Annotated in this window: 22 protein-coding genes and 2 riboswitches; of the genes, 13 read left to right on the forward strand and 9 right to left on the reverse strand. The window is 45.6% G+C overall.

All coding sequences use genetic code 11. The features are described 5' to 3' along the window. Nucleotides 1–11 precede the first annotated feature (11 nt). Nucleotides 12–126: riboswitch (TPP riboswitch) on the forward strand. 202 nt (nt 127–328) lie between these two features. Next, nucleotides 329–429, forward strand: a riboswitch (TPP riboswitch). 70 nt (nt 430–499) lie between these two features. Next, nucleotides 500–2,245, forward strand: a complete 1,746-nt coding sequence (gene thiC / locus LCM00_RS07670) for a phosphomethylpyrimidine synthase ThiC (protein WP_224900587.1) — start codon at nt 500–502, stop codon at nt 2,243–2,245. A 230-nt stretch (nt 2,246–2,475) separates the two neighbouring features. Here thiC and LCM00_RS07675 read toward each other — a convergent pair whose 3' ends face one another. Further along, a complete protein-coding gene (locus LCM00_RS07675; RefSeq protein WP_224899731.1) occupies nt 2,476–2,670 on the reverse strand; it encodes a hypothetical protein in 195 nt (64 codons plus the stop codon). Nucleotides 2,671–2,810: 140 nt separating this feature from the next. Here LCM00_RS07675 and LCM00_RS07680 point away from each other — a divergent pair, with 140 nt between their 5' ends. The 5 genes from LCM00_RS07680 (at nt 2,811) to LCM00_RS07700 (ending at nt 9,081) form a co-directional block, all read left to right on the forward strand. Further along, nucleotides 2,811–4,031 carry a metallophosphoesterase family protein gene (locus tag LCM00_RS07680; protein ID WP_224899733.1) on the forward strand — a complete coding sequence of 407 codons (1,221 nt, stop codon included), beginning with the start codon at nt 2,811–2,813 and terminating at the stop codon, nt 4,029–4,031. Between the two features lie 29 nt (nt 4,032–4,060). Then, a complete protein-coding gene (locus LCM00_RS07685; protein ID WP_224899736.1) occupies nt 4,061–7,066 on the forward strand; it encodes an ATP-binding protein in 3,006 nt (1,001 codons plus the stop codon). 216 nt (nt 7,067–7,282) lie between these two features. Further along, the gene (yhaM, locus tag LCM00_RS07690) at nt 7,283–8,227 is read left to right on the forward strand and encodes a 3'-5' exoribonuclease YhaM (protein WP_224899738.1); all 945 of its coding nucleotides are present in this window, start codon (nt 7,283–7,285) and stop codon (nt 8,225–8,227) included. Between the two features lie 210 nt (nt 8,228–8,437). Continuing rightward, entirely contained in the window at nt 8,438–8,650 is a 213-nt protein-coding gene (locus tag LCM00_RS07695) for a hypothetical protein (RefSeq protein ID WP_224899741.1), read from the forward strand. Between the two features lie 245 nt (nt 8,651–8,895). After that, a complete protein-coding gene (locus LCM00_RS07700; RefSeq protein WP_009793916.1) occupies nt 8,896–9,081 on the forward strand; it encodes a sporulation YhaL family protein in 186 nt (61 codons plus the stop codon). 188 nt (nt 9,082–9,269) lie between these two features. Here LCM00_RS07700 and LCM00_RS07705 read toward each other — a convergent pair whose 3' ends face one another. Next, on the reverse strand, nt 9,270–10,139 hold the full coding sequence (locus tag LCM00_RS07705) for a peptidylprolyl isomerase (RefSeq protein ID WP_224899744.1): 870 nt from the start codon (nt 10,137–10,139) through the stop codon (nt 9,270–9,272). 303 nt (nt 10,140–10,442) lie between these two features. Between LCM00_RS07705 and LCM00_RS07710 the strand changes: the two genes are divergently transcribed. After that, nucleotides 10,443–10,526 (forward strand): YjcZ family sporulation protein, encoded by an 84-nt coding sequence (locus LCM00_RS07710; RefSeq protein WP_022543564.1) that lies wholly within the window; start codon nt 10,443–10,445, stop codon nt 10,524–10,526. Between the two features lie 69 nt (nt 10,527–10,595). Beyond that, nucleotides 10,596–10,685 (forward strand): YjcZ family sporulation protein, encoded by a 90-nt coding sequence (locus tag LCM00_RS07715; protein WP_022543565.1) that lies wholly within the window; start codon nt 10,596–10,598, stop codon nt 10,683–10,685. Between the two features lie 152 nt (nt 10,686–10,837). Here LCM00_RS07715 and LCM00_RS07720 read toward each other — a convergent pair whose 3' ends face one another. Both LCM00_RS07720 and LCM00_RS07725 read right to left on the reverse strand, forming a co-directional pair. Beyond that, the gene (locus LCM00_RS07720) at nt 10,838–11,017 is read right to left on the reverse strand and encodes a hypothetical protein (protein WP_009793914.1); all 180 of its coding nucleotides are present in this window, start codon (nt 11,015–11,017) and stop codon (nt 10,838–10,840) included. A 346-nt stretch (nt 11,018–11,363) separates the two neighbouring features. Further along, entirely contained in the window at nt 11,364–11,906 is a 543-nt protein-coding gene (locus tag LCM00_RS07725; protein ID WP_224899748.1) for a DUF3267 domain-containing protein, read from the reverse strand. A gap of 185 nt (nt 11,907–12,091) precedes the next feature. Between LCM00_RS07725 and LCM00_RS07730 the strand changes: the two genes are divergently transcribed. Beyond that, nucleotides 12,092–12,427, forward strand: coding sequence for a YhaI family protein (locus tag LCM00_RS07730; RefSeq protein ID WP_224899750.1), 336 nt, complete (start codon nt 12,092–12,094; stop codon nt 12,425–12,427). 1 nt (nt 12,428) lies between these two features. Here LCM00_RS07730 and LCM00_RS07735 read toward each other — a convergent pair whose 3' ends face one another. Next, on the reverse strand, nt 12,429–13,004 hold the full coding sequence (locus LCM00_RS07735; RefSeq protein WP_009793979.1) for an HTH-type transcriptional regulator Hpr: 576 nt from the start codon (nt 13,002–13,004) through the stop codon (nt 12,429–12,431). A gap of 261 nt (nt 13,005–13,265) precedes the next feature. Continuing rightward, complete coding sequence (locus LCM00_RS07740) at nt 13,266–13,637, reverse strand: YtxH domain-containing protein (protein WP_224900589.1); 372 nt, start codon at nt 13,635–13,637, stop codon at nt 13,266–13,268. A 199-nt stretch (nt 13,638–13,836) separates the two neighbouring features. Between LCM00_RS07740 and LCM00_RS07745 the strand changes: the two genes are divergently transcribed. Further along, nucleotides 13,837–14,028, forward strand: a complete 192-nt coding sequence (locus tag LCM00_RS07745) for a hypothetical protein (protein WP_224899753.1) — start codon at nt 13,837–13,839, stop codon at nt 14,026–14,028. A gap of 584 nt (nt 14,029–14,612) precedes the next feature. Here the strand turns inward: LCM00_RS07745 and LCM00_RS07750 are convergent. The 3 genes from LCM00_RS07750 to LCM00_RS07760 all read right to left on the reverse strand — a co-directional run bounded on the left by LCM00_RS07750 (nt 14,613) and on the right by LCM00_RS07760 (nt 17,011). Further along, nucleotides 14,613–15,134 carry a tryptophan transporter gene (locus LCM00_RS07750; RefSeq protein ID WP_009793976.1) on the reverse strand — a complete coding sequence of 174 codons (522 nt, stop codon included), beginning with the start codon at nt 15,132–15,134 and terminating at the stop codon, nt 14,613–14,615. A 126-nt stretch (nt 15,135–15,260) separates the two neighbouring features. Continuing rightward, entirely contained in the window at nt 15,261–16,340 is a 1,080-nt protein-coding gene (serC, locus tag LCM00_RS07755) for a 3-phosphoserine/phosphohydroxythreonine transaminase (protein WP_224899756.1), read from the reverse strand. A 251-nt stretch (nt 16,341–16,591) separates the two neighbouring features. Further along, complete coding sequence (locus LCM00_RS07760; protein ID WP_224899759.1) at nt 16,592–17,011, reverse strand: HIT family protein; 420 nt, start codon at nt 17,009–17,011, stop codon at nt 16,592–16,594. A gap of 157 nt (nt 17,012–17,168) precedes the next feature. Here LCM00_RS07760 and LCM00_RS07765 point away from each other — a divergent pair, with 157 nt between their 5' ends. From LCM00_RS07765 to LCM00_RS07775, 3 genes are all read left to right on the forward strand, one after another. Then, nucleotides 17,169–17,810 (forward strand): zinc dependent phospholipase C family protein, encoded by a 642-nt coding sequence (locus LCM00_RS07765; protein WP_224899762.1) that lies wholly within the window; start codon nt 17,169–17,171, stop codon nt 17,808–17,810. 537 nt (nt 17,811–18,347) lie between these two features. Continuing rightward, complete coding sequence (locus LCM00_RS07770) at nt 18,348–19,088, forward strand: ABC transporter ATP-binding protein (RefSeq protein ID WP_224899765.1); 741 nt, start codon at nt 18,348–18,350, stop codon at nt 19,086–19,088. Beyond that, nucleotides 19,081–20,292 (forward strand): ABC transporter permease, encoded by a 1,212-nt coding sequence (locus tag LCM00_RS07775; protein ID WP_224899768.1) that lies wholly within the window; start codon nt 19,081–19,083, stop codon nt 20,290–20,292. The genes LCM00_RS07770 and LCM00_RS07775 overlap by 8 nt, the downstream gene beginning before the upstream one ends. Nucleotides 20,293–20,320: the final 28 nt, after the last annotated feature.

Genomic DNA, 20,320 nt, shown 5'->3' on the forward strand with positions numbered 1-20,320 from the left:
AAAATAGCATATTTTGGCACTGGGGGTGCCGGTAGAGGCCGGCTGAGAGTAAGACCCGTTTTAGTCTTTGACCCTTTTATACCTGATCTGGTTCGTACCAGCGGAGGGAAGTGTAGATGGCTTTTATTTGTCATACATACGCGGTCTCCTATTGCAGGAGTCCGCTTTTTAGCTTCTGCAGAGGAATGATGCAGCAGCTGTATGCCATTTTGGCCTGGCATGCCCCCGGTGCAATATGCAAGGGGGTTTTTGCTGTGGAAAAATAAATGAATAAGAAAATGCTGTAAGGCTGCATGATGTTTGCATGCGGGAAAAATGCACGGAAATCGTTTACTGCTGGGGGAGCTTTACAGGCTGAGAAAGGAATATCCTTAACCCTTGGAACCTGATCTGATTAATGTCAGCGTAGGGAAGCAGCCGGTATGGCCTGCTTCCTCCGTAAAAAATTGCCCTGAGGCATAAAGCTGGAGGAGGAAGAAGTTTGAAAAATTTATATGAAATGAATAGACTGTATTTTTCAGGAAGCCGGAAAGTATATGTAAACGGCATGAGGGACGATATAAAGGTCCCGGTCAGGGAAATAACCCAGGAAAGCACGAGGACTGCTATAGGAACAGAGGACAACCCGCCTGTTTGTGTATATGACACGAGCGGCCCATATTCTGATCCTGATTTTGAGATTGATATAACGAAAGGTTTGCCCCGGGTTAGGGAAGGCTGGATTGAGGAGCGGAAGGATGCGGAAGCTTATCAAGGCAGAGTGCAGAAGCCGGAGGATAACGGGCTTCGGGCCGGGTCCGAAGTTTCTTATGCAGATATTTTCCCGAATAAAGCCCCCTGGCCTCTCAAGGCAAAAGCGGGCCGGAATGTGACGCAGCTGCATTATGCGCGGAAAGGTGTCATTACTCCTGAAATGGAGTTCATCGCTATCAGGGAGAATCTGGATCCGGAATTGGTCAGGAGCGAGGTGGCAAGCGGAAGGGCCATCATCCCTGCCAATATCAATCACCCGGAAGCAGAGCCGATGATCATCGGGCGCCATTTTCATGTGAAGGTCAATGCAAATATCGGCAATTCGGCTGTTTCTTCCTCCATCGCGGAAGAAGTGGAGAAAATGACCTGGGCCGTGCACTGGGGGGCAGATACAATTATGGATCTCTCTACCGGGAAGAACATCCATGAAACCCGGGAATGGGTCATACGCAATTCTCCTGTTCCTGTTGGGACTGTCCCGATTTATCAGGCACTTGAAAAAGTGAAGGGTATTGCCGGGGATTTGAGCTGGGACATATACAGGGATACTTTGATAGAGCAGGCTGAACAGGGAGTGGATTATTTCACAATCCATGCGGGGGTGCTGCTCCGCTATATTCAGCTGACTGCCGAAAGGACGACCGGTATTGTATCCAGGGGAGGATCGATCATGGCCCAATGGTGCCTCCAGCATCATAAAGAGAATTTCCTGTATACGCATTTTGAGGAAATCTGTGAAATTTTAAAAGCGTACGATATTTCCATTTCTCTAGGGGATGGGCTGCGTCCGGGTTCTATAGCAGATGCGAATGATGAGGCTCAATTTGCGGAGCTTGAAACGCTCGGCGAGCTGACTGAAATAGCCTGGAAGCATGATGTCCAGGTGATGATTGAAGGGCCGGGGCATGTTCCCATGCATAAGATCAAAGAAAATGTTGAGAAGCAGATGGAAATTTGCCATGAGGCGCCATTTTATACGCTAGGACCTCTCACAACAGATATAGCCCCGGGGTATGATCATATTACATCTGCAATAGGAGCAGCGATGATCGGATGGTTTGGCACTAGCATGCTTTGCTATGTAACGCCAAAGGAGCATCTGGGGCTTCCGGATAAAAATGATGTCAGGAAAGGGGTCATTGCTTATAAAATTGCAGCCCATGCCGCAGATCTAGCCAAAGGCCATCCTGGTGCCCAGGTTAGGGACGATGCATTGTCAAAGGCCAGGTTCGATTTCAGGTGGAACGACCAGTTCAATTTATCCCTTGATCCTGAACGGGCGAGGGCATACCATGATGAAACGCTGCCGGCTGAGGGGGCAAAAACTGCACATTTCTGTTCCATGTGCGGCCCTAAATTTTGTTCTATGCGGATTTCCCAGGACATTCGCCAGATGGCCAAAGACCAGGGAACACCCGCTTCAGAGGTAATTGAGGATGAGATGAAGAGAAAAGCCGGGGAGTTTGCCAGCCGTGGCTCATCGATCTATTGAGTCTAATGGACATAGAAGAAGCTCTGAAATAGTGAGAATGGAGAAGCAGATATTCCTAATGCAGCAGAAAATCCGGAGGCTGGAAGAAAAAGTTTCAGAGATACAGAGGAGCTGCTCCCATATATTTTATGAAGCAGGTGGATACAGGACCTGCACAAAATGCCGCAAAAGCGAATCGGTCCACTATTGAATAAGACAAAGGCTTGCCAGGATTTCCGGCAAGCCTTTGTCTATTCGCGGGACTGTTTTTCCATTTGCCTTTGTATGCTGCCGTAAGCAGACAAATAAACAATGCCTATGCTCCATGCAGCAGCAGCCGTGAACTTCCAGCTGCCTGTCAGAACCGAAATGATGATGAACAAAAGAAACAGGGCAGCAGAAATATACTTGAGTCTATTAAGTGCCAATTGAGGATTTTTATACAACGATAATCACTCCTAAGGTTATTTGCTTCTTATACTCACCAAAGATGCAAAAGGTTCAAAGCATGATAAGTTTTTCAGAGGAACGTGCATTCGCTTTTTCCAGATGATAAAATAGGGGAAAAGCGCTGAAAGGGAACATTATGAAGGAAATCACATTTATTCATGCAGCAGACCTGCATCTGGACAGTCCTATGCTCGGGCTTGCCAGCCTGCAGGATGATTTATTCGAAAAGATAAAAGAAAGCACATTTACCGCTTTAAAAAATACGGTGGATGCTGCTCTTGCCAGGAAGGTGGACTTTGTCATTCTGGCCGGAGATCTGTTTGACGGTGAAGACAGGAGCATAAAGGCACAGGCAAGGCTGCGGAAGGAAATGAACCGCCTTGCGGAAAAAAATATACCTGTTTACGCAGTCCATGGGAATCATGACCATTTTGAGGGCAGCTGGTCCCATATCAGCCTGCCGGACAATGTACATATTTTCCCTCACCAGCCTAGTGAGGAACGCTATACAGCCCCCAATGGGACAACTGTCAGCCTGCATGGCTTCAGCTATCCGAGGAGGCATGTTACAGAAAGGATGATCGGCCAATATCCTGTTCGGGGAATGGCGGACTTCCATATCGGCATCCTGCACGGCAGCCTTGAAGGGGAGACCGGCCATGGCCGTTATGCCCCCTTTATTTTAAAAGAGCTGCTGGATAAGGAATATGACTACTGGGCTCTGGGCCATATCCATAAAAGGATGGTCCTGAACGCTGAGCCGCCGGTCATCTATCCGGGAAATACACAGGGGCGCAGCCGGAAGGAAAGCGGAGCTAAAGGCTGTTATCATGTCCGCCTGAATGAAGCAGGGGCAGATTTTGAATTTCTTGAATGCCACAGCTTCCGCTGGGAGCAAAGAACAGTCGATATCAGCGGGCTCTCCGCGTTTAATGAGGTCTACAGCCGCTGTCTTCAGGCTGTTGAGGAAGAGCGGAAGAAAGGCGGTGCCATTCTTGAGCTTCTTTTGAAGGGAGCATCACTCGGTCCGCAGGATATGAAAGCTGTGGCCGGGGGGGAACTGCTCTCACTCCTTCAAGAAGAAAAGGAAGGGAACATGCCGTTTGTATGGGTGAGTGCAGTTAAAGCAGAAGAGCAGCAGAGCTGGGACAGAAATAAGCTGAGGGAAAAGGCGGATTTTTTCAGCGGTCTGTTTGCTGCTGCCGACGGATTTGACGATTTTGAAGAAAGCTTGGGAAGCCTTTATAGCCATCCGCTGGCGAGAAGGTATGCAGAAAGTATGGAGGAAGGGGAAAAGGCAGTGCTTTTAAAAGAAGCAGAAGAGATGCTGCTGGGGCTCCTTTACAAAAATGACTGAAAGGCAGCACCAGAAAGGGGAACAGCTCTATGAAAATACTTGAAATCCATATATATGGCTATGGCAAACTTGAAGATGCTGTCTACTCCAGCCTTGGAGATTTCCAGGTCTTCTTCGGCGAAAATGAAGCAGGCAAATCGACAATCATGTCTTTTATCCATAGCATCCTATTCGGTTTTCCCTCCAGGCAGCAGGCTGAGCTCAGGTATGAGCCGAAATTCGGGGCGAAATACGGTGGCAGAATCACAGCTTCCTTCCCTGGAAGGGGAAAAGCAATCATTGAGCGGGTAAAAGGAAAATCAGCAGGAGATGTAAGTGTGGTGATGGAGAATGGGGAACGCGGAGGGGAAGAGCTTCTGGGCGAGCTTCTTTCACATGTTGAAAAAACACTTTTCCAGGCCATTTTTTCATTCAATCTGCATGGGCTGCAGAATGTCCATTCCATGAAGAATGAAGAGCTCAGCAAATTTCTTTTTTCTGCCGGTGCTATAGGCTCTGATCGTCTGGCAGCAGCAGAAAACAAAATCCAGAAAGAGATGGATGGGCTCTTTAAGCCAGGCGGGAAAATCCCTGTTCTGAATGACCAGCTGAAAAAGCTGAAGCATCTGCATGCTGATCTTAAAAAAGCAGAACAGAATAATGGACAATATTGGGCCATGACGGCTGAGAGGGATGCTGCTGCCGCGAAGATTGAAAGCATGCGCAATGAAGCAGATCTATTAGGGGCCAGGCTTCACCAGCTGGAAGAGTGGTTGCGCATGGGCCCGGTCCATAAAAAGAAGCAGCTTTTAAATGAGGAAGCAGAAGCCAATAAGTTATTGCGTTTTCCTCCAGGAGGGCTGGGTAAACTTGAGCAGCTGAACCAAAATGAGATCCCGCTGAAGGGCAGGAGTGCGAGCCTTTCAGCCAGGCTCACTGCACTTCAGGAAGAGGCAGGGAAGATCAGCCCGGATCAGCTGGTTCTTGATCATGAGAAAGAGATTCTGTCTCTTCAGGAAAAGATGCCTGCATACGGGCAGCTTGTCCAGCACGCCAAGCAGGCTTCCTATAAAATCAGGAAGCTGGAGGAAGAGTCGGATCAATTGAAGGATAAGCTCCATCTGCGCTTGTCAGATGAAGAACTGGAACAGGCAGATACCAGCATCTTCATGCAGGAAAAAACAGCCCAGGCACAGCGCAAAAAGCAGAGGCTGGCAGAAAAGCGTGCAGAGCTTGATGAGCGCTTCTCAGAAGAAAAGGATATGCTGGTCAGCCTGGAAGAGGAATTAGATCAGGTGAATGCCGGTCTCCTGGCCGATGAAGAGCTGGCAGACATCCGGCACCGGCTCGCAGGTGAGTCTGATCCTGAGAGTCTTTTAAGAAAAAGGGAAGACATTGATGGAAGGGCAGCCTTCCTTAGGAATGCAATTCAGCGTGAGAAAGCAACACAGCAGAAACAGCGCACAGCAGTGAAGGTTCAGGTGCTGATCGCTGCGCTCATCTGTGCCGGGCTGATTGCCTGGGGCCTGGCGGACAGTCAAAGGGCAATTATTATGGCAGCTATACCCGGATTTGTTTTCATTGCCTGGCTTTTATTAAAAAAACAAGACATCAGTCATTCAAGATTTTTGGAAGAAGAGCTTTTGTCCATTGAGAAAAGTATGGAAGAACTTGATGAACGCATAAAAAGTCCGCAGACGGAGGGGGCATTTTACCTGAAAGAGCGGATTGAGCAGGACAGGCAGCTGCGGGAACGCCAGCTGCAGCTGACCGTCAGGCTGCAGCAGCAGAATGAGCAATATGATAAAGTTATCGCTGCTTTTGAAGCATGGGAGGAAGAATCCGCCCAGACAGACAGCCTTCTTGCAGAGCTCGGCAGGCAGCTGTTCCTCCCTGCTTCCCTGGCACATTCCCATATCCACGATGCATTTCTGCTGCTGGAAAAATTAAAATCGGTCAGGCGCGAACTCCGCCATGAAAAAGCTGAGGCAGCTGCCGCTGAGAAAGCTGCTGATGAAATAATAGGACAGGCTAATAGGCTTGCAGAGCTCATCCTGGAAGAAGCAGGAGGCGGCGTGCAGGAAACAGCTTTTATTTTGAAAAAACGGCTGCTCGAGGCCCAGGGGAAATGGAGTGATCTTAAAGGAAAGGAAGCTGCCATACAGGAGCTGAAGGAAGAGAAAGAACAATGTGTGCGAGAGCTTGCTTATATCACTAAAGAAAAAGAAAAGCTTTTCTTGTCTGCTGATGCCGGCTCAGAAGAGGCTTTTATTGATAAAGGCAAAATAGCAGTAAAGCAGGAAGAGCTTCAGGAAGAAATCAGGCATCTGGACAGGCAGCTGAAGCTTTCTTCCCTAACGGAAGAGGAAATGGATGAGTTTTCTTCAATCCCTGCTCCTGAGGCAGAATTGGCCCAATGCAGAGAATCCCTGGATGGTATCAAAAAAAGCCTTCCGCAGCTCCAGGAAAAAGTGGCATCGCTGAACCATGAAATTGCCCTTATCGAAGAAGGCGGGTTATACAGCGACCTGCTGCATAAATTCTCCCTTGCAAAAAGCGAGTTCAATGAAGGGGCGAGAAAGTGGGCCAAATACGCATTGGCCAGAAAGCTCCTTGAAAACACGGCTGAAAGGTACAAGCATGAACATATGCCGGAGATGCTCGGGAAGGCGGAAGAATTTCTATCCGTCCTGACTGGCGGGCGCTATGTCCGCATCACCCCAAAAGAAGAGGGGGCAGGACTTCTCGTGGAGAACCGCGATGGCACTCTCTTTGAAGCCAATGAACTCAGCCAGGCAACGGCCGAGCAGGTGTATGTGTCCATCAGGCTGGCCTTGGCGGCAGCCATTTATAAAAAATACTCGTTCCCTATCATCATCGATGACAGCTTTGTCAATTTCGATCATGTAAGAACCAGGAGGATGATTGAGCTCCTGAAGGGTCTGGATGGCCATCAGATATTATTTTTTACCTGCCAAAGGCATCTGCTTGAACATTTCGACCCGGATGAAGTGGCAGACCTTCAGGGAAGAAAGGTACAGCATGCTGAAAATTGAAATCAGGCCTGCTCTTTTCCATGAAAATCCGGCATCAGCCCCTTGCACGCAAGGGGCTTTTTGCTGCGTTCCAATCCGGACAGCAGGTGGTTCCATAAAATCCGGAGAGGATCGGCCCTGATCATAAATTGGCAGTGCCGTCCGGGACGTTCAGCCTGCTATACTGAATGCCTGGTATGTTATAATATTTTCATAGAAGGGAGCGTCGGTAGACCTATGAATAAGGGGATTATGAATTACGAGGTTGGAGAGCAGGCAGAGCTGTTCATGCTGATTAAAAGCTCGACGAAAGGAATTGCCAGCAATGGCAAACCATTCTTATCGCTCGTCTTCCAGGATCAAAGCGGCGATATAGAAGCAAAGCTCTGGGATGCTTCTGAAGAAGATGTTAAAAGCTATTCTCCTGAAACGATTGTTAAAGTCGCAGGCGATATCCAGAATTACCGGGGCCGGAGCCAATTGCGGATCCGCCAGATCCGGACGGCCTCACCATCTGATTCTGTCAAACTGGCAGACTTCCTGGAGACAGCCCCGATCGGCACAGATGAAATGACCAGCAAAATCACACAGTATATATTTGAGATGAAGAATCCGAATATCCAGCGTATCACAAGGCATCTGATCAAAAAGCATAATGAGGCTTTCCTCCATTATCCTGCAGCAACAAAGAACCATCATGAATTTGTTTCCGGACTGGCTTACCATGTCGTGAGCATGCTGGACCTTGCCAAGGCGATTTCCGGGCTTTATCCAAGCCTTGATAAGGATCTTTTGTATGCCGGGGTTATTCTACATGACCTTGGAAAGGTAATAGAGCTTTCCGGGCCGATTTCGACTTCTTATACGGTGGAAGGAAATCTGCTTGGACATATTACGATCATGGTGACTGAAATCGGCAAGGCTGCAGATGAACTGGGCATCTCTGGCGAAGAGGTGCTTGTGCTCCAGCATCTGGTGCTTTCCCATCATGGCAAAGCAGAATGGGGCAGCCCGAAGCCGCCGATGATCAAAGAGGCGGAAATACTCCATTATATAGATAATCTGGATGCAAAGATGAATATGATGGACAGGGCATTGGAAAGAGTGAAGCCTGGCGAATATACAGAGCGAGTATTTGCACTTGATAACCGTGCCTTTTATAAGCCGGTATTCCATAAATAATAATTGCCAAAAACACCCCGTGCCCAAATGGCCGGGGTGTTTTGATTGTGGCGTAATTTACCAAAAAAAGAGGGGTGGTTCAGAAATCCTGTCATACCGGCAATTGGAAAGTCCGGAAAAAATAAATAACTTTATTAGAAATTATTACCATGTCATTATTGGGCCAAATAATCCATAATATAACCATTATAGATAAAGGGGGAAATGTGAATGTTTAAAGCTGAAAGAGGATCAATGGAAGAGGCTTTGTATATTTTGCAGAATATTGGACTGCAGCTTAATGAATATGAAAAAACGAATTCGGACATTCCAGTGAAAAATTATAAGGAACTATTGGAATTCAGCATTTCCATTGCGAGGAAAACAACTGAGGTATCTGAAACGATTGATGAAATGATCGGGGACATTGAATCCCAACTATAAAACTGCAGGCGGATTGAATTATGGACAATTTATTAGTATATAGCTAAGCAGCTGAACCTCATATATGACGGTCAGCTGTTTTTTTGTATAAAAAAGCACCTTCATAGCTTTATACCCTGATGAGGGAAGGATAAACCCGCAAAATGAATTTTATTCTAAAAAACATATTTTAATCCTCTCAGCCATATATATAAGCTACAAAGAAAAGATGGGACAGCCCTTCATGGAAAGGAGACAATAAAACAATGATTCCAATCTGGGTATACTTGGTTGCAGCAGGGATTATCATAAGCGCCATAATGGCTGTAAAGACTGGGAAAGAAGAGCGGAGGGAGGAGAGGGAAGGAATAGAAAGTGAAGGAGAAATATACATGAAAAGGCTTGAAAGGGAGAAGGAAGAGCGGAAATCAGCTTCACGTTCTCTTTCGTAAGAAAAGCGCAAGCGCCTTGGTCAACTTAAGGAACGCAGACTAAGAATGCCGCGTCCTGGGGCAACGTCTGCATGACCAGCTTACTGGGGGTGACCTCGAAGGGGCAGGCGCAGCTGCTAGACAGTAATCGAAGATATTATTGCAAAAAAAAGGCGGATCCTGGGGATCTGCCTTTTTCATTTGAATTATTATTGTGCAGCTGCCTCATTATCAAGGCTGCCTTCAAGGTCTTCATCCTTGAATTTCACGTTTGCGTCCTTCAGTTCACGGTCCATTGCCGCTTGGATTTTTTCGCCATCAAGCTTGGACACTTTCACTTCATATTCCATTTTTTCCTTCATTTCTTCAAAGGATTTCTTTTCTTTTTTCTCGGTAGTCTGGATGATATGGTAGCCATGCTCGGTTTTGACCGGCTCGCTGATTTCATTTACATCCAGCGCGTAAGCTGCTTCTTCGAATTCAGGGACCATCTTGCCGGCACCGAACCAGCCAAGATCTCCGCCGTTTGCTGCAGAGCCTGGATCTTTTGAATATTCAGTAGCCAGATCCTCAAATTTTGCACCTTCATCAAGCTTTTTCTTTACTTCCTTGGCCGTTTTTTCATCTTCCACAAGAATGTGGCGGGCCTTGATTTCCGGCTTATAGTTATCATAGTATTCTTTCACTTCTTTTTCAGTTGCCTCTACATCCTTGATGGCTGCCTTTTCCTGAAGAAGGCCAGTCCTGAATGTTTCCTTCAGATCTTCTTCGTCTTTATAGCCATACTGGGCCAATGCCATCTCAAAGTTTGCGCCAAGCTGCTGTTTCAGCTCATCGATTTTTTCATTAAGCTCTTCATCTGTAACTTTATACTTTTCAGACAAGACCTTTTTGTAAACAAGCTCCTGGACGGCCTGTTCGCCAACCTTGTCCTTCATTGCATTATATAGCTCGTCCTTTGTAATATCGCCTGCTTTTGTTTCGACTACAACTTCTGAGCTGTCGTCTGCATTGGAGCTGCATGCGCTCAGACCTATAACCCCGGCAGCTATGGAAAGGGATAGCATCCATTTTTTCATGTTGAACACTCCTAAAGTTTTTTGAATTTGCTGTAATACACAACCATTACTATAACACATATTCCATTTAGAGCAAAAACAATATCTGAAACCTTTTAGAAATCTTTTCAAAAAATGGGTGTTTTGCCTATGCCGGATATTTCTTTCCGGACATAAGATATGGAGTAGAAAGGGAAAGTAAAAACCAAAATGCATCAGCCCTTTCTTTCTATTAACAAGATCTTGGGGACTCCCGGCTTAAGCCTGATAGGCCCCAATGTTCGTTGAATAGCATGAAGTAACAGCCTTAAAGGAGGTGTTACCGTGGGATACGCATATGGCGGTGGTTTCGCGTTGATTGTTGTTCTGTTCATCTTGTTAATTATTGTAGGTGCTGCCTGGCTGTAAAAATGCCTGTGTTCTTCAGGCATTCAAGCTGAGCAAAGCACTGTCCAATTATTGAAAGGGGGATTAATTATGTCCGGTGGAGCAGGTTACGGCGGAGGTTTTGCGTTGATTGTAGTCCTATTTATTCTCCTGATTATTATCGGGGCTTCCTGGCTGTAATAGCAGGCCTTCGTTTAAGCAAGAATATAAAATTAAAAGCGGTGGGGGGAATCCTCACCGCTTTTAACCATTGTTTATTTGCTGAAATCCTTGATCTGCAGGGCCGGCCCCCGCTTGGCAATCTTCGCAGCATAAAAAAGCTATATGTAGATTTATGCAAACAGCAGTTCCACGAAAGAGGATACCAAAAGGATCGTGATCAGGATATTGATGGTCCTGAACACCTTTGGCTGTTTCTCTTCCGGGATTTCCTTCTGCAGACAAAGGGAATTCGTCATCTTGTTGATATAGAACAATATGAAAATAGCAAACAGGATAAATACGGAGATCATCTGACTATTCCCTCCTTGATGACAGACTTTTATATGATACATACAATAACAAAAAAAAGGCAAAAAAGATAGTATTAAGGACGGCCTGATCTGCTCATTATATTCAGCCGGGCCCTCTTATATGAAGGCTGTGTTAGTGTACCTTGTTGATTTTGGGCTCATGCGTGTGAAACTTTGTTTCACACGCATTTCAGCACAGCTAAATGCAGCCAGATATTCATCCTGCCGCAAAGAAAGCGAGCTTTATTGGCGGCAGGATGAATATCTGGCTATAATGAGCCCAAAATCAACAACAATGGGGGGATGCTTCCATGAAAATAAAGAGGCAGCCTCTGCAGCTGCCTGTCTAGTGAGCCCTGTAGACCAGGATCTCGATTCCCTCTTCATTTTCTTCTATATATGCCTGCTGCGGAGCAGTGCATATATTTTTCATGCAGAGCATATCTGAGAAGCAAAGTCCTGCATGATATGCGAGCAGCATGGTAATATAATGTACATAATGAGGAAAATGCCAGCAGGCTGCGAGCAGAATTCCGTTGATGACAACAAAAGGCGCCAATAAAGCGATGATGAATGCCGCCTTTGAAATTGGTTCAGTCACTCTGACATGGATCAGCGGAATGCCGAGCCTGAATGATACCTTCTTTTGCACCTTTTTCCCAAGATGGGCAACAGGGAGAAAGTGCAGCAGCTTATGGACAGGGTATATCAGCCAAAAGCAGGCAATAAAAACAAAGAAATAATTATCATAAAAAGAAGATTGCACAAAATAATAAGATGCAGGCACGTACAGGAATATAAAGGTTATGATCATTGTAATGGAAGACAGGATAAATATTCTCTGGGATCCATAGTCTTTTGTGTAATTGATCGTCTTCCAGCAGTTCATCGTATCAGCCTCCGAAGAGTATTCATGCGGTTTTTCTAAAAAACTCACAAGGGATACTTTACGATGATTGGAATAAAAAATCAATGATAAAAAAACGACATTTTTCACCAATTTGATTGTATAATTAGCTAAGCAAAGAAAATCCATAAAAATAGAATGGGCTATTCAAAAGCGGGGACTCTTTCATGAATATCGGGGAACTATTAGAACGAATTGAAAAACTGGAATATCATCAGAAGCTTTTATTGATGATGGCTTCCGGGCAGACATTGCCATTCTACAGAATGGTTGTCGAAAAATCGCTGGCTCAAAAAGAGGTAACAGAATTCTTCCACCTTTGTGATGAACTGAGCAAAGAACTGGAAGAACAAAAAGCGGAAGGGTTTGTTTACTTTCATCCGCTTTATACAGAATTTAAGCATAAGCTCCATCCATCTCTGAAACCTGAGATGGTGATCCCGGCCTGCCTCAGGCAGAACCTGTTCATGGATCTTATGTCAGAACTCAAAAAGTATCTGTAGTCTAAACGATTTCTTTCTCTGCAGTCTCTTTTTTCTTCAGCTTGCCTTCTTCATCTACGAATTCGCCTTCTATATTGGCGAAAGACTTTTCAAAAATCTCCATAAAGTCATCTCCATATATATTGCGGACGATCGCCATGACTTCAACAAAATCCGGAAACTTTCCATACAGATCCCTTAAGGGCATTGCACCGGAAAAGACGGCATTAGTTTCAGGCTCATAACTCTCCATCAGTTCGAGTAAAACGCTTTCACCCTTTTCAGTCAGCTGAATATACGTATTTCTTTTATCAGTTTCTTTTTTTGAGAATTTCAGAAGGCCCCTTTCTTCCAATTTTTTAGAAAAATTAAAGGCTGTCGACACATGCATGACACCGAATTTTGCCACATCAGAAATGGAGGCGCCATTTAAATGGTACGCAATCCAGATAATATGGTGTTCGTTGATATTCAGGTCAAATGGCTTGATCCATTGCTGCCAGTCCTTCTCAATCGATTTCCATAAAGCCTTGCTGATTTGAGCTATCCGTTGGCTAAAAAGCATCGCTTCCTTCATTGAATAGTGTTTTTCCGTCATCTATAAATCCACCTACTTTTTTATTCTCTATTATCATTATGCCAATAAAACAAAAATTAATAAAGGTATAAATATACAAAATTTTTAGAAAATCCGCTTAATAAATATTATGATAGGTGTTCAGGGGCATTACAGCAAGGGTTTATTAAAAGAACTGCTAAAATAACAATTTTTATAATATATTACTTTTCTGCCTAAAATGAAAAAATCCTTCTTTAATTGAAGGATTTTTCTTCAAAAAAGAAGGATTTTTTATCATTTTCATTTAGAGCCGGATTCTGAACTGCCGATTGAATTTTCCAGCTCTGTCAATGACTGCTCAATTGATTGAAGATCTCTCTGCAGTTCCAGCTTTTGCGGGCGGATTGCATTCTGCCAATCAGATACTGAGTGCTTTATATCAGATACGAAATCACCCAGGTGTGCTTTTCCCTGGATTGAAGCATAGGAAGCAGATCTTTTCAGCTCCATGAAATCTGTCTTAAGCTCTGCCAGCTGGCTGCCGACTGCTTCTTTATTGTCTTTGAACATCTTCCGGGTGTCCCTGCCTGAGGCTGGAGCAGACAGCAATGTGCTGATGCCGGCCGCCGTTCCTCCGATCAGGAATCCCAGCAGTAAGGATTTGGCTTTCATCAATTATCACCTCTGGGTCTCTTTTTATATCAATTCTGCTTTTTACAACATATTCCTCTAATGTTCAGGCTGTTATGTTACTTTTCCTTTATCACAACTTCGCATTGCTTAAACATTGCCGGGGCATTTGTTCATAGGTATCTATCATTTTGAATAAAGATGGAATAGCGGGTATTTAACCGGTGGAAGGGGTGGTTATTTGAACGGAGCAGCATCGCTGTTGTTTGCCTTGTGCGGGGTTTTGTTCCTTGGGGCTGTTTATTATGTGCTGGCTTCCAAAAAGCCGGGAGTGTATCCTCCTAAATCAATTTTAAAGAAAAGGGCAGTGGCGCTTGCGGGGGCGGGAGCCGTTTTCTTTCTGCTGGCTTTTATTTTGACTGGATTTTCCTAATGCCCGCGAAGGGTTCTCGAACGTTTAAATGAATTTAGAATCAATTTAAAAGAATATGTTGTGAGTAATACATTGGTGTTGATTTCCGTTCCAGGCACTTCGCTTTCCGCGGGGCGGAGTTGAGCCTCCTCACCGCAAGCGGCTGCGGGGTCTCAACTCTTCCGCTATTTCCCGCAGGAGTCTGCGTGCCTTCCACTGCAATCAACAGGCTTTTAAAGGTAAATGGTGATTTAACTAGAAAATATTTTCTTCTTGGCAACTAATGTGCTCCACTGTATGGAAATGCAGTCTGTTGATTTCCATTCCATGCCCTTAGCTTTCGGCGGGGAGGCGCTGGGCCTTCTCTTTGCTGTGCTCCTGGTGGGGCTCAGATTTCTATTTTCTCGCAGACCGTGAATCATCTTCCTAGAGTTTTCTCACATGAAAATACGCTGCATTTTATAAGGAGTCCGTGCCTTGCGCGCTCCAATCAACAGGGGTTTTTAATAATAAAATCAATTACATTTTTAAAACAAAAGAAAAAGGGGTGCGGAAGATAAGATATCTTCCGCACCCCTTTTCTTTTCTCTTTTTCAAGAGAGGTTTTATGTGTGGCTTGCTGTCAGTTTTGTCCTTTTGATGATGCTCATGGCAACCGGGTAAAGGATGATCATCGCAACTGTATTGACAGCTGCTGCAGGAAGGACCACAGCTACGAACAATGCGGCAAAGGTTCCCGGCAATCCTGCAATCAAAAGTGCTGAAGTCAGGAATACTGCTCCTGAAATAATGGTGCCGGCGGCAGTCAGGACCGCTGCTGAAACAACTGAACCATTAAACTTCTTAACTGCTAAAAACAAACCGAAAAATACAAAAGCAGTGATAGGCTTATCGATGATGTTTGGGATCTGTCCTGCTGGAAAAGTAGTTGTCAGGGCGGAAATCAGTCCTGTTGCAAGACCCAGTAAAAGCACACTTTTCTTTTCAGGAAAAAGGATAATCCCGAGGAACATCATGGTGAGCATCATGTCAGGTTTCATTCCCAGGAAAAATCCCGGAACAACGGCATGAAGGACAGCACCCATTCCAATAAGCAATGATAAAGCAACTAAATTCTTTGTATTCAATTCTAACCTCTCCTCTTCTCAGCTATTCTCGCTCTTTCTCTTCCTGCAGTGCACTCTTGCCTGCAGCGAAAAGTTAATCGTATTATAACACACTATGAATTAAGATGAAACGGAATTTGTTTCTGTTCAGTTTTTATTTTTGAATTTTCTCATAAATTCAGCTAATTTCTCAGCATGTTCAAGCGGGACAGCGTTATAGATGGATGCCCGGCAGCCGCCAATTGACCTGTGGCCATTCAGTCCAACGAATCCCGCTTCCCTGGCTGACTGGAGGAATTGGCTTGAAGCTTCTTTGGAATGGAGGTTAAACGTGATATTCATTTGAGAGCGGCTGTCCTTTCTGCTATGCCCCAGATAATAGCCTTCACTGTCATCGATGCTGCTGTATATAAGCTCCGCTTTCTGTCTGTTCCTTTCAGCGATGGCAGTAAGCCCTCCTTCTTTTTCCACCCATTCGAGCACAAGCTTCAGCATATAGATGGCAAGCGTCGGAGGCGTATTATAAAGAGACTGGCTCTTGCTGTGTGTAAAATAGTCAAGCATAACCGGGAGATCTTCCCGGGGCCCTGACAGCAGGCTTTTTTTCATGATTACTGCAGTTACCCCCGAAGGACCCATATTCTTCTGGGCTCCGGCATAAATGATATCAAATTTGCTTACATCAATTTCTCTGCTCATGATGTCGCTCGACATATCAGCAGCAAGAGGGATATCTGTTTCGGGAAATTCCTGCCACTGAGTTCCGTAAATTGTGTTGTTGCTCGTAAGGTGGAGATAGGCAGCATCTTTCAGTTCTGCCAGGTCTGAGAGCTGTGGTATATAGCGGTATGTATCTTCTTTGCTGGATGCAGCTGCTGCCGTTTTGCCGATTTTGGCAGCTTCCTTCATGGCTTTTTCAGCCCATGACCCTGTAAGGGCATAATAGCCTGTTTTGCCTTCTGCCAAAAGGTTCATCGGCAGCATGGTAAATTGAAGGCTCGCCCCGCCCTGGAGAAAGAGGACCTCATAATCATCCGGCACACTTAGAATCCGCCGGAGCAGCGTTTTCGCCCCTTCATGCACCTCCTCATATTCCCGGCTCCTGTGGCTGAGCTCCATGACACCCATTCCAGTTCCGTTAAAATCAAGCCAGTTCCGCTGCGCCTCCTCCAGTACAGAAAGAGGGAGGGCCGCCGGGCCGGCATTGAAATTAAATGCACGTTTCATCATCATACCTCCCTATAGTGCTTTAAAGAATAAAAACTTTATTTCATCCTATCAGAAACAGTAAGAAAGTAAACAAAAAAGTTGGAATGTTTTAAAAATAGATTTGTCAGAAAGCTGTCTTAATGATAGAGGGCTCTGAATCGAAGGGAGTGAAACAAGCGGTCAGCCCCACCGGAATAAGCAGCTGGGCCCCGTAAAAAAACCGCACCCCAGCCAGTGACGGCTTCAGTGCGGATTTTAATGATGAAATATTAAAGATGGCTGCTGATTCCTTCGGCAATCTGCTTCAGATCCTCAGGAGAATATTCGTCCTGGTGGGTTTTCCAGACAGCGCCGAAACCGTCGCCTTTTCCATAGCGGGGGATGAGGTGCAGATGGAAATGGAATACCGACTGTCCTGCTGCTTCGCCATTGTTATTCAAAGAATTGAGGCCGATTGGGTCAAATTCCTCTTTGATGGCGCTGGCGATGGCAGGAACGGACTCATAAAGGCGTGCCGCGATATCGGGAGTCAGCTCGTAAAGATTTTCTTTATGTACTTTCGGGACGACAAGGGTATGGCCCTTTGTTACCTGGCTGATGTCCAGGAAAGCATATACATGTTCATTTTCATAAACTTTTGCTGAGGGGATTTCCCCATTGATGATTTTGCAAAAAATACAATCCTGCATATTGGCACCTGACCTTTCCTTTTCTCAATATTTTACCATACCAGGGGATATGAGGAGAAATCATTCGCCAATTTTGCCGGCTAAGGAAAGATTAAAGGATAATGAGGGAGGATGGCGAACTAACAAAGGACTGTATTTATTTAGGAGGAGTATCAGGGTGGGTTCAAGAATCATGCATCTGCTGGCAGCCGATATGGCTGCAGAAAAATTGAAGATCAGGGATAAGGCTTCCTTTTTGCTCGGCGGGATTGCACCTGATGCTGTTTCGCCAAAGGTGCTGTCTCATTTTTACACGGGGAACGCTGAAGATTTCTCAAGGTCGATTGATTATGAAGCGTTTCTTGAAAAGTACCGGCATACAAGCAATCATGCTTATATCTTAGGATATTATGCACATCTGATTGCAGATGACCTGTGGCTTAAGGGATTTTATCTGCCATGGCTGAGAAACAGGCTGGAGAAGGATGAAGGAATATTGAAGCTTTACCATGGGGATTTCGGACTCCTAAATGGCAAGCTGCTTGCTGTTTATGGAAGCAGCAGCCTTGCTTCGATACTGAAAAATGAGAATAGGGAAATGCCTGATTTGGAGGAAGTGCCGTCCAGTGCCGTTCCTGTTTTTATCCCGCATTGCCTTGCTGATATGGAGTACGGTGAGGATGCACTGGCTGTGCCGCTAAAGGTGTTTACTTTTGATCAGATTGCGGGTTATGTGGAAACAGCTGCAGAGCTTGCCTGCCTGAAAATCGAACAGGCTGCCGCCCGGCTCGGAGAAGCCGCTGATTTATTTGCAGTCTAGCTGCAGGTTTGCAGGTTAAACATCATAAAGAAAGCAGGACCCGGTGAGGATCCTGCTCCTTCTGAAGGGGAAATCACTTCGCTGAAACGTTCTATTACAGGTTATTCTCTGCGACAAACACCTCATTTTTTAAAATGGTCAGTGCTTAGTGAGAGATCTGATCCTTGTTCAAGCGTACCATCCCCTTGTTTCTTTATAGGTTTCACAACTTATAAAGCCGGCAATGGGTCTTTGATAAACACCTCATTCCAGAAGAATGTCATGTGTTCCAAGTATCTGGTTAATTGGCACTCCTGTGCAATGCAACCATCCCCTTATAGTAACGCTGGAAGCTTATATTGAATGAAATTGGTCTTTGACAGACACCTCATTTCAATTGATGAAAATCATCTTTCCCCTTCATAGATTATAATGCCCAGCAAAAGGGGGATTATGCAGCAGAGATTAATTTTCTGTCTGGGCCCTGCTTCAATCTTTTGCTGGCGCAGCCATTTTGTTAAACTAGAAGCATCACAATAGATGGAAGGGCGTTTTGGAATGTCTTTGTTGAATATAAAAAATATAACAGGAGGCTATACGAGGAATCCTGTTCTGAAGGATGTTTCCTTCACTGTGAATGCAAATGAAATTGTCGGCCTGATTGGATTGAATGGAGCAGGCAAAAGTACGACGATCAAGCATGTCATCGGGCTGATGGAGCCGCATTCCGGGGAAATCACAATCGATGGATCTCCATTTCCCAAGGATAAGGAGACATACAGAAGGAAATTCGCGTTTGTGCCGGAAACCCCGATCCTTTATGATGAACTGACGCTTGAGGAACATCTGAGGATGACAGCGATGGCTTATGGCCTTGAAGAAAAAGAATATCAGGAAAGAATGAAGAGCCTTCTGAAGGAATTCCGGATGGAAAAGCGGCTGAAATGGTTCCCTGCCCATTTTTCAAAGGGAATGAAGCAAAAGGTCATGATCATGTGCGCCTTCCTGGTGCAGCCCTCACTATACATAGTTGACGAACCATTTGTCGGCCTGGACCCGCTAGGCATCCAATCGCTTCTTGACCTTATGAAGAAGATGAAGGAGGAAGGTGCGGGCATATTGATGTCCACCCATATCCTTGCGACAGCTGAGCGGTATTGCGACCGTTTTGTCATTCTCCACGAGGGCAAAGTGAGGGCGGCAGGTACACTTTCTGAGCTGCAGCAGCAATTCTCCATGCCGGGTGCGACACTTGATGATCTATATATCCAGCTGACAAAGGAAGAAGACTATGTTTGATGAAGGAAAGCTGTGGAGAAACAGATTCGGAGGTGCGCTCAAGGAACTGAGCCGCTACCTCCGCTATATATTGAACGGGCATATTGTCATTGTGCTCGTATTTCTATTCGGGATGGCAGCCTTTTATTATCAGGAATGGCTTAAAGGCGTCCCGGAAGATTTTCCTGCACCCGTAATCATGGCTGTCCTGCTGGGGGTATTGCTGACATACAGCCCAGTTTATACTTTCCTGACGGAGGCAGATAAAATCTTTCTTCTGCCTGTAGAAAACAGGCTGTCAGGCTATTTCCGCAGGTCGCTGGGTGTCAGCTGGGCCGTGCAGGCCTATCTTCTGCTGATGGGCCTCGGAATATTCATGCCAATGTACGCAGTCGTAAACGGGGGCAGCTTTAAGCCGTTCCTCTTCTTTCTGACAGGCTCACTCGCTGTTAAGCTGCTGAATCTTCTGATCCGCTGGCATGTCCAATATTACGTGGAAAAAAATACAAAGATGATTGATTCTGTTATCAGGTATTGCCTCAATGCAGCGTTTCTTTATCTTTTATTTTCAAATGCCGGCATCCTGTTCCTGCTTCCTGTACCTGCAGTCCTGCTGGTCTTATGGCTGTATTTCAGGAAACAGACTGAACCAAAGGGCCTGAAATGGGAATATCTCATTGAACAGGAAGAAAGAAGGATGACATCCTTTTACCGCCTTGCCAATCTGTTTACAGATGTGCCGAAGCTCAAAGATAGAGTGAAGCGGCGCAAATGGCTGGACTGGCTGGCAAACAGGATCCCATATGGGCAGGATAAGCTGCATGCTCATTTATATATGCGGACCTTCATCCGGTCAGGCGATTATTTCGGCCTGTTCATCAGGCTGACAGTGATCGGGGGAGCGGCGCTTTATTTAATCTCATTCGGGATGGGGCAGATCCTCCTTGTGCTGTTATTCCTCTATCTGACGGGATTCCAGCTGCTGCCGCTCCGGAACCACCATGAAAACAAGCTTTGGATCCAGCTGTATCCGCTAAAAAGTGAGTGGCGGGAAAAAGCCTTTACCTCACTTCTCTCAGCTGTCCTTTATTTGCAGACCATCATTCTTTCCCTGGTTGTACTGCTGAAGGGGGACGGGCTGGCCGCGCTTGCCAGTGCTGCAGCAGGTGCCGTGTTTTCATGGGTGTTTGCGAATATTTACAGCAGAAGGAAATTGAAGAACTGATTAGAAGCCTCCGTTTTTAAATGGAGGC

This window comes from Bacillus infantis (assembly GCF_020171945.1).
Classification (GTDB): Bacteria; Bacillota; Bacilli; order Bacillales; family Cytobacillaceae; genus Bacillus_AB; species Bacillus_AB infantis_A.

What these genes read in the sequence shown, in the direction of transcription:
- thiC (WP_224900587.1), top strand. Translation starts at nt 500, where the DNA reads ATGAATAGACTGTATTTTTCAGGAAGCCGGAAAGTATATGTAAACGGC.
- LCM00_RS07680 (WP_224899733.1), top strand. Translation starts at nt 2,811, where the DNA reads ATGAAGGAAATCACATTTATTCATGCAGCAGACCTGCATCTGGACAGT.
- LCM00_RS07685 (WP_224899736.1), top strand. Translation starts at nt 4,061, where the DNA reads ATGAAAATACTTGAAATCCATATATATGGCTATGGCAAACTTGAAGAT.
- yhaM (WP_224899738.1), top strand. Translation starts at nt 7,283, where the DNA reads ATGAATAAGGGGATTATGAATTACGAGGTTGGAGAGCAGGCAGAGCTG.
- LCM00_RS07695 (WP_224899741.1), top strand. Translation starts at nt 8,438, where the DNA reads ATGTTTAAAGCTGAAAGAGGATCAATGGAAGAGGCTTTGTATATTTTG.
- LCM00_RS07700 (WP_009793916.1), top strand. Translation starts at nt 8,896, where the DNA reads ATGATTCCAATCTGGGTATACTTGGTTGCAGCAGGGATTATCATAAGC.
- LCM00_RS07705 (WP_224899744.1), bottom strand. Translation starts at nt 10,139, where the DNA reads ATGAAAAAATGGATGCTATCCCTTTCCATAGCTGCCGGGGTTATAGGT.
- LCM00_RS07715 (WP_022543565.1), top strand. Translation starts at nt 10,596, where the DNA reads ATGTCCGGTGGAGCAGGTTACGGCGGAGGTTTTGCGTTGATTGTAGTC.
- LCM00_RS07720 (WP_009793914.1), bottom strand. Translation starts at nt 11,017, where the DNA reads ATGATCTCCGTATTTATCCTGTTTGCTATTTTCATATTGTTCTATATC.
- LCM00_RS07725 (WP_224899748.1), bottom strand. Translation starts at nt 11,906, where the DNA reads ATGAACTGCTGGAAGACGATCAATTACACAAAAGACTATGGATCCCAG.
- LCM00_RS07730 (WP_224899750.1), top strand. Translation starts at nt 12,092, where the DNA reads ATGAATATCGGGGAACTATTAGAACGAATTGAAAAACTGGAATATCAT.
- LCM00_RS07735 (WP_009793979.1), bottom strand. Translation starts at nt 13,004, where the DNA reads ATGACGGAAAAACACTATTCAATGAAGGAAGCGATGCTTTTTAGCCAA.
- LCM00_RS07740 (WP_224900589.1), bottom strand. Translation starts at nt 13,637, where the DNA reads ATGAAAGCCAAATCCTTACTGCTGGGATTCCTGATCGGAGGAACGGCG.
- serC (WP_224899756.1), bottom strand. Translation starts at nt 16,340, where the DNA reads ATGAAACGTGCATTTAATTTCAATGCCGGCCCGGCGGCCCTCCCTCTT.
- LCM00_RS07760 (WP_224899759.1), bottom strand. Translation starts at nt 17,011, where the DNA reads ATGCAGGATTGTATTTTTTGCAAAATCATCAATGGGGAAATCCCCTCA.
- LCM00_RS07770 (WP_224899765.1), top strand. Translation starts at nt 18,348, where the DNA reads ATGTCTTTGTTGAATATAAAAAATATAACAGGAGGCTATACGAGGAAT.
- LCM00_RS07775 (WP_224899768.1), top strand. Translation starts at nt 19,081, where the DNA reads ATGTTTGATGAAGGAAAGCTGTGGAGAAACAGATTCGGAGGTGCGCTC.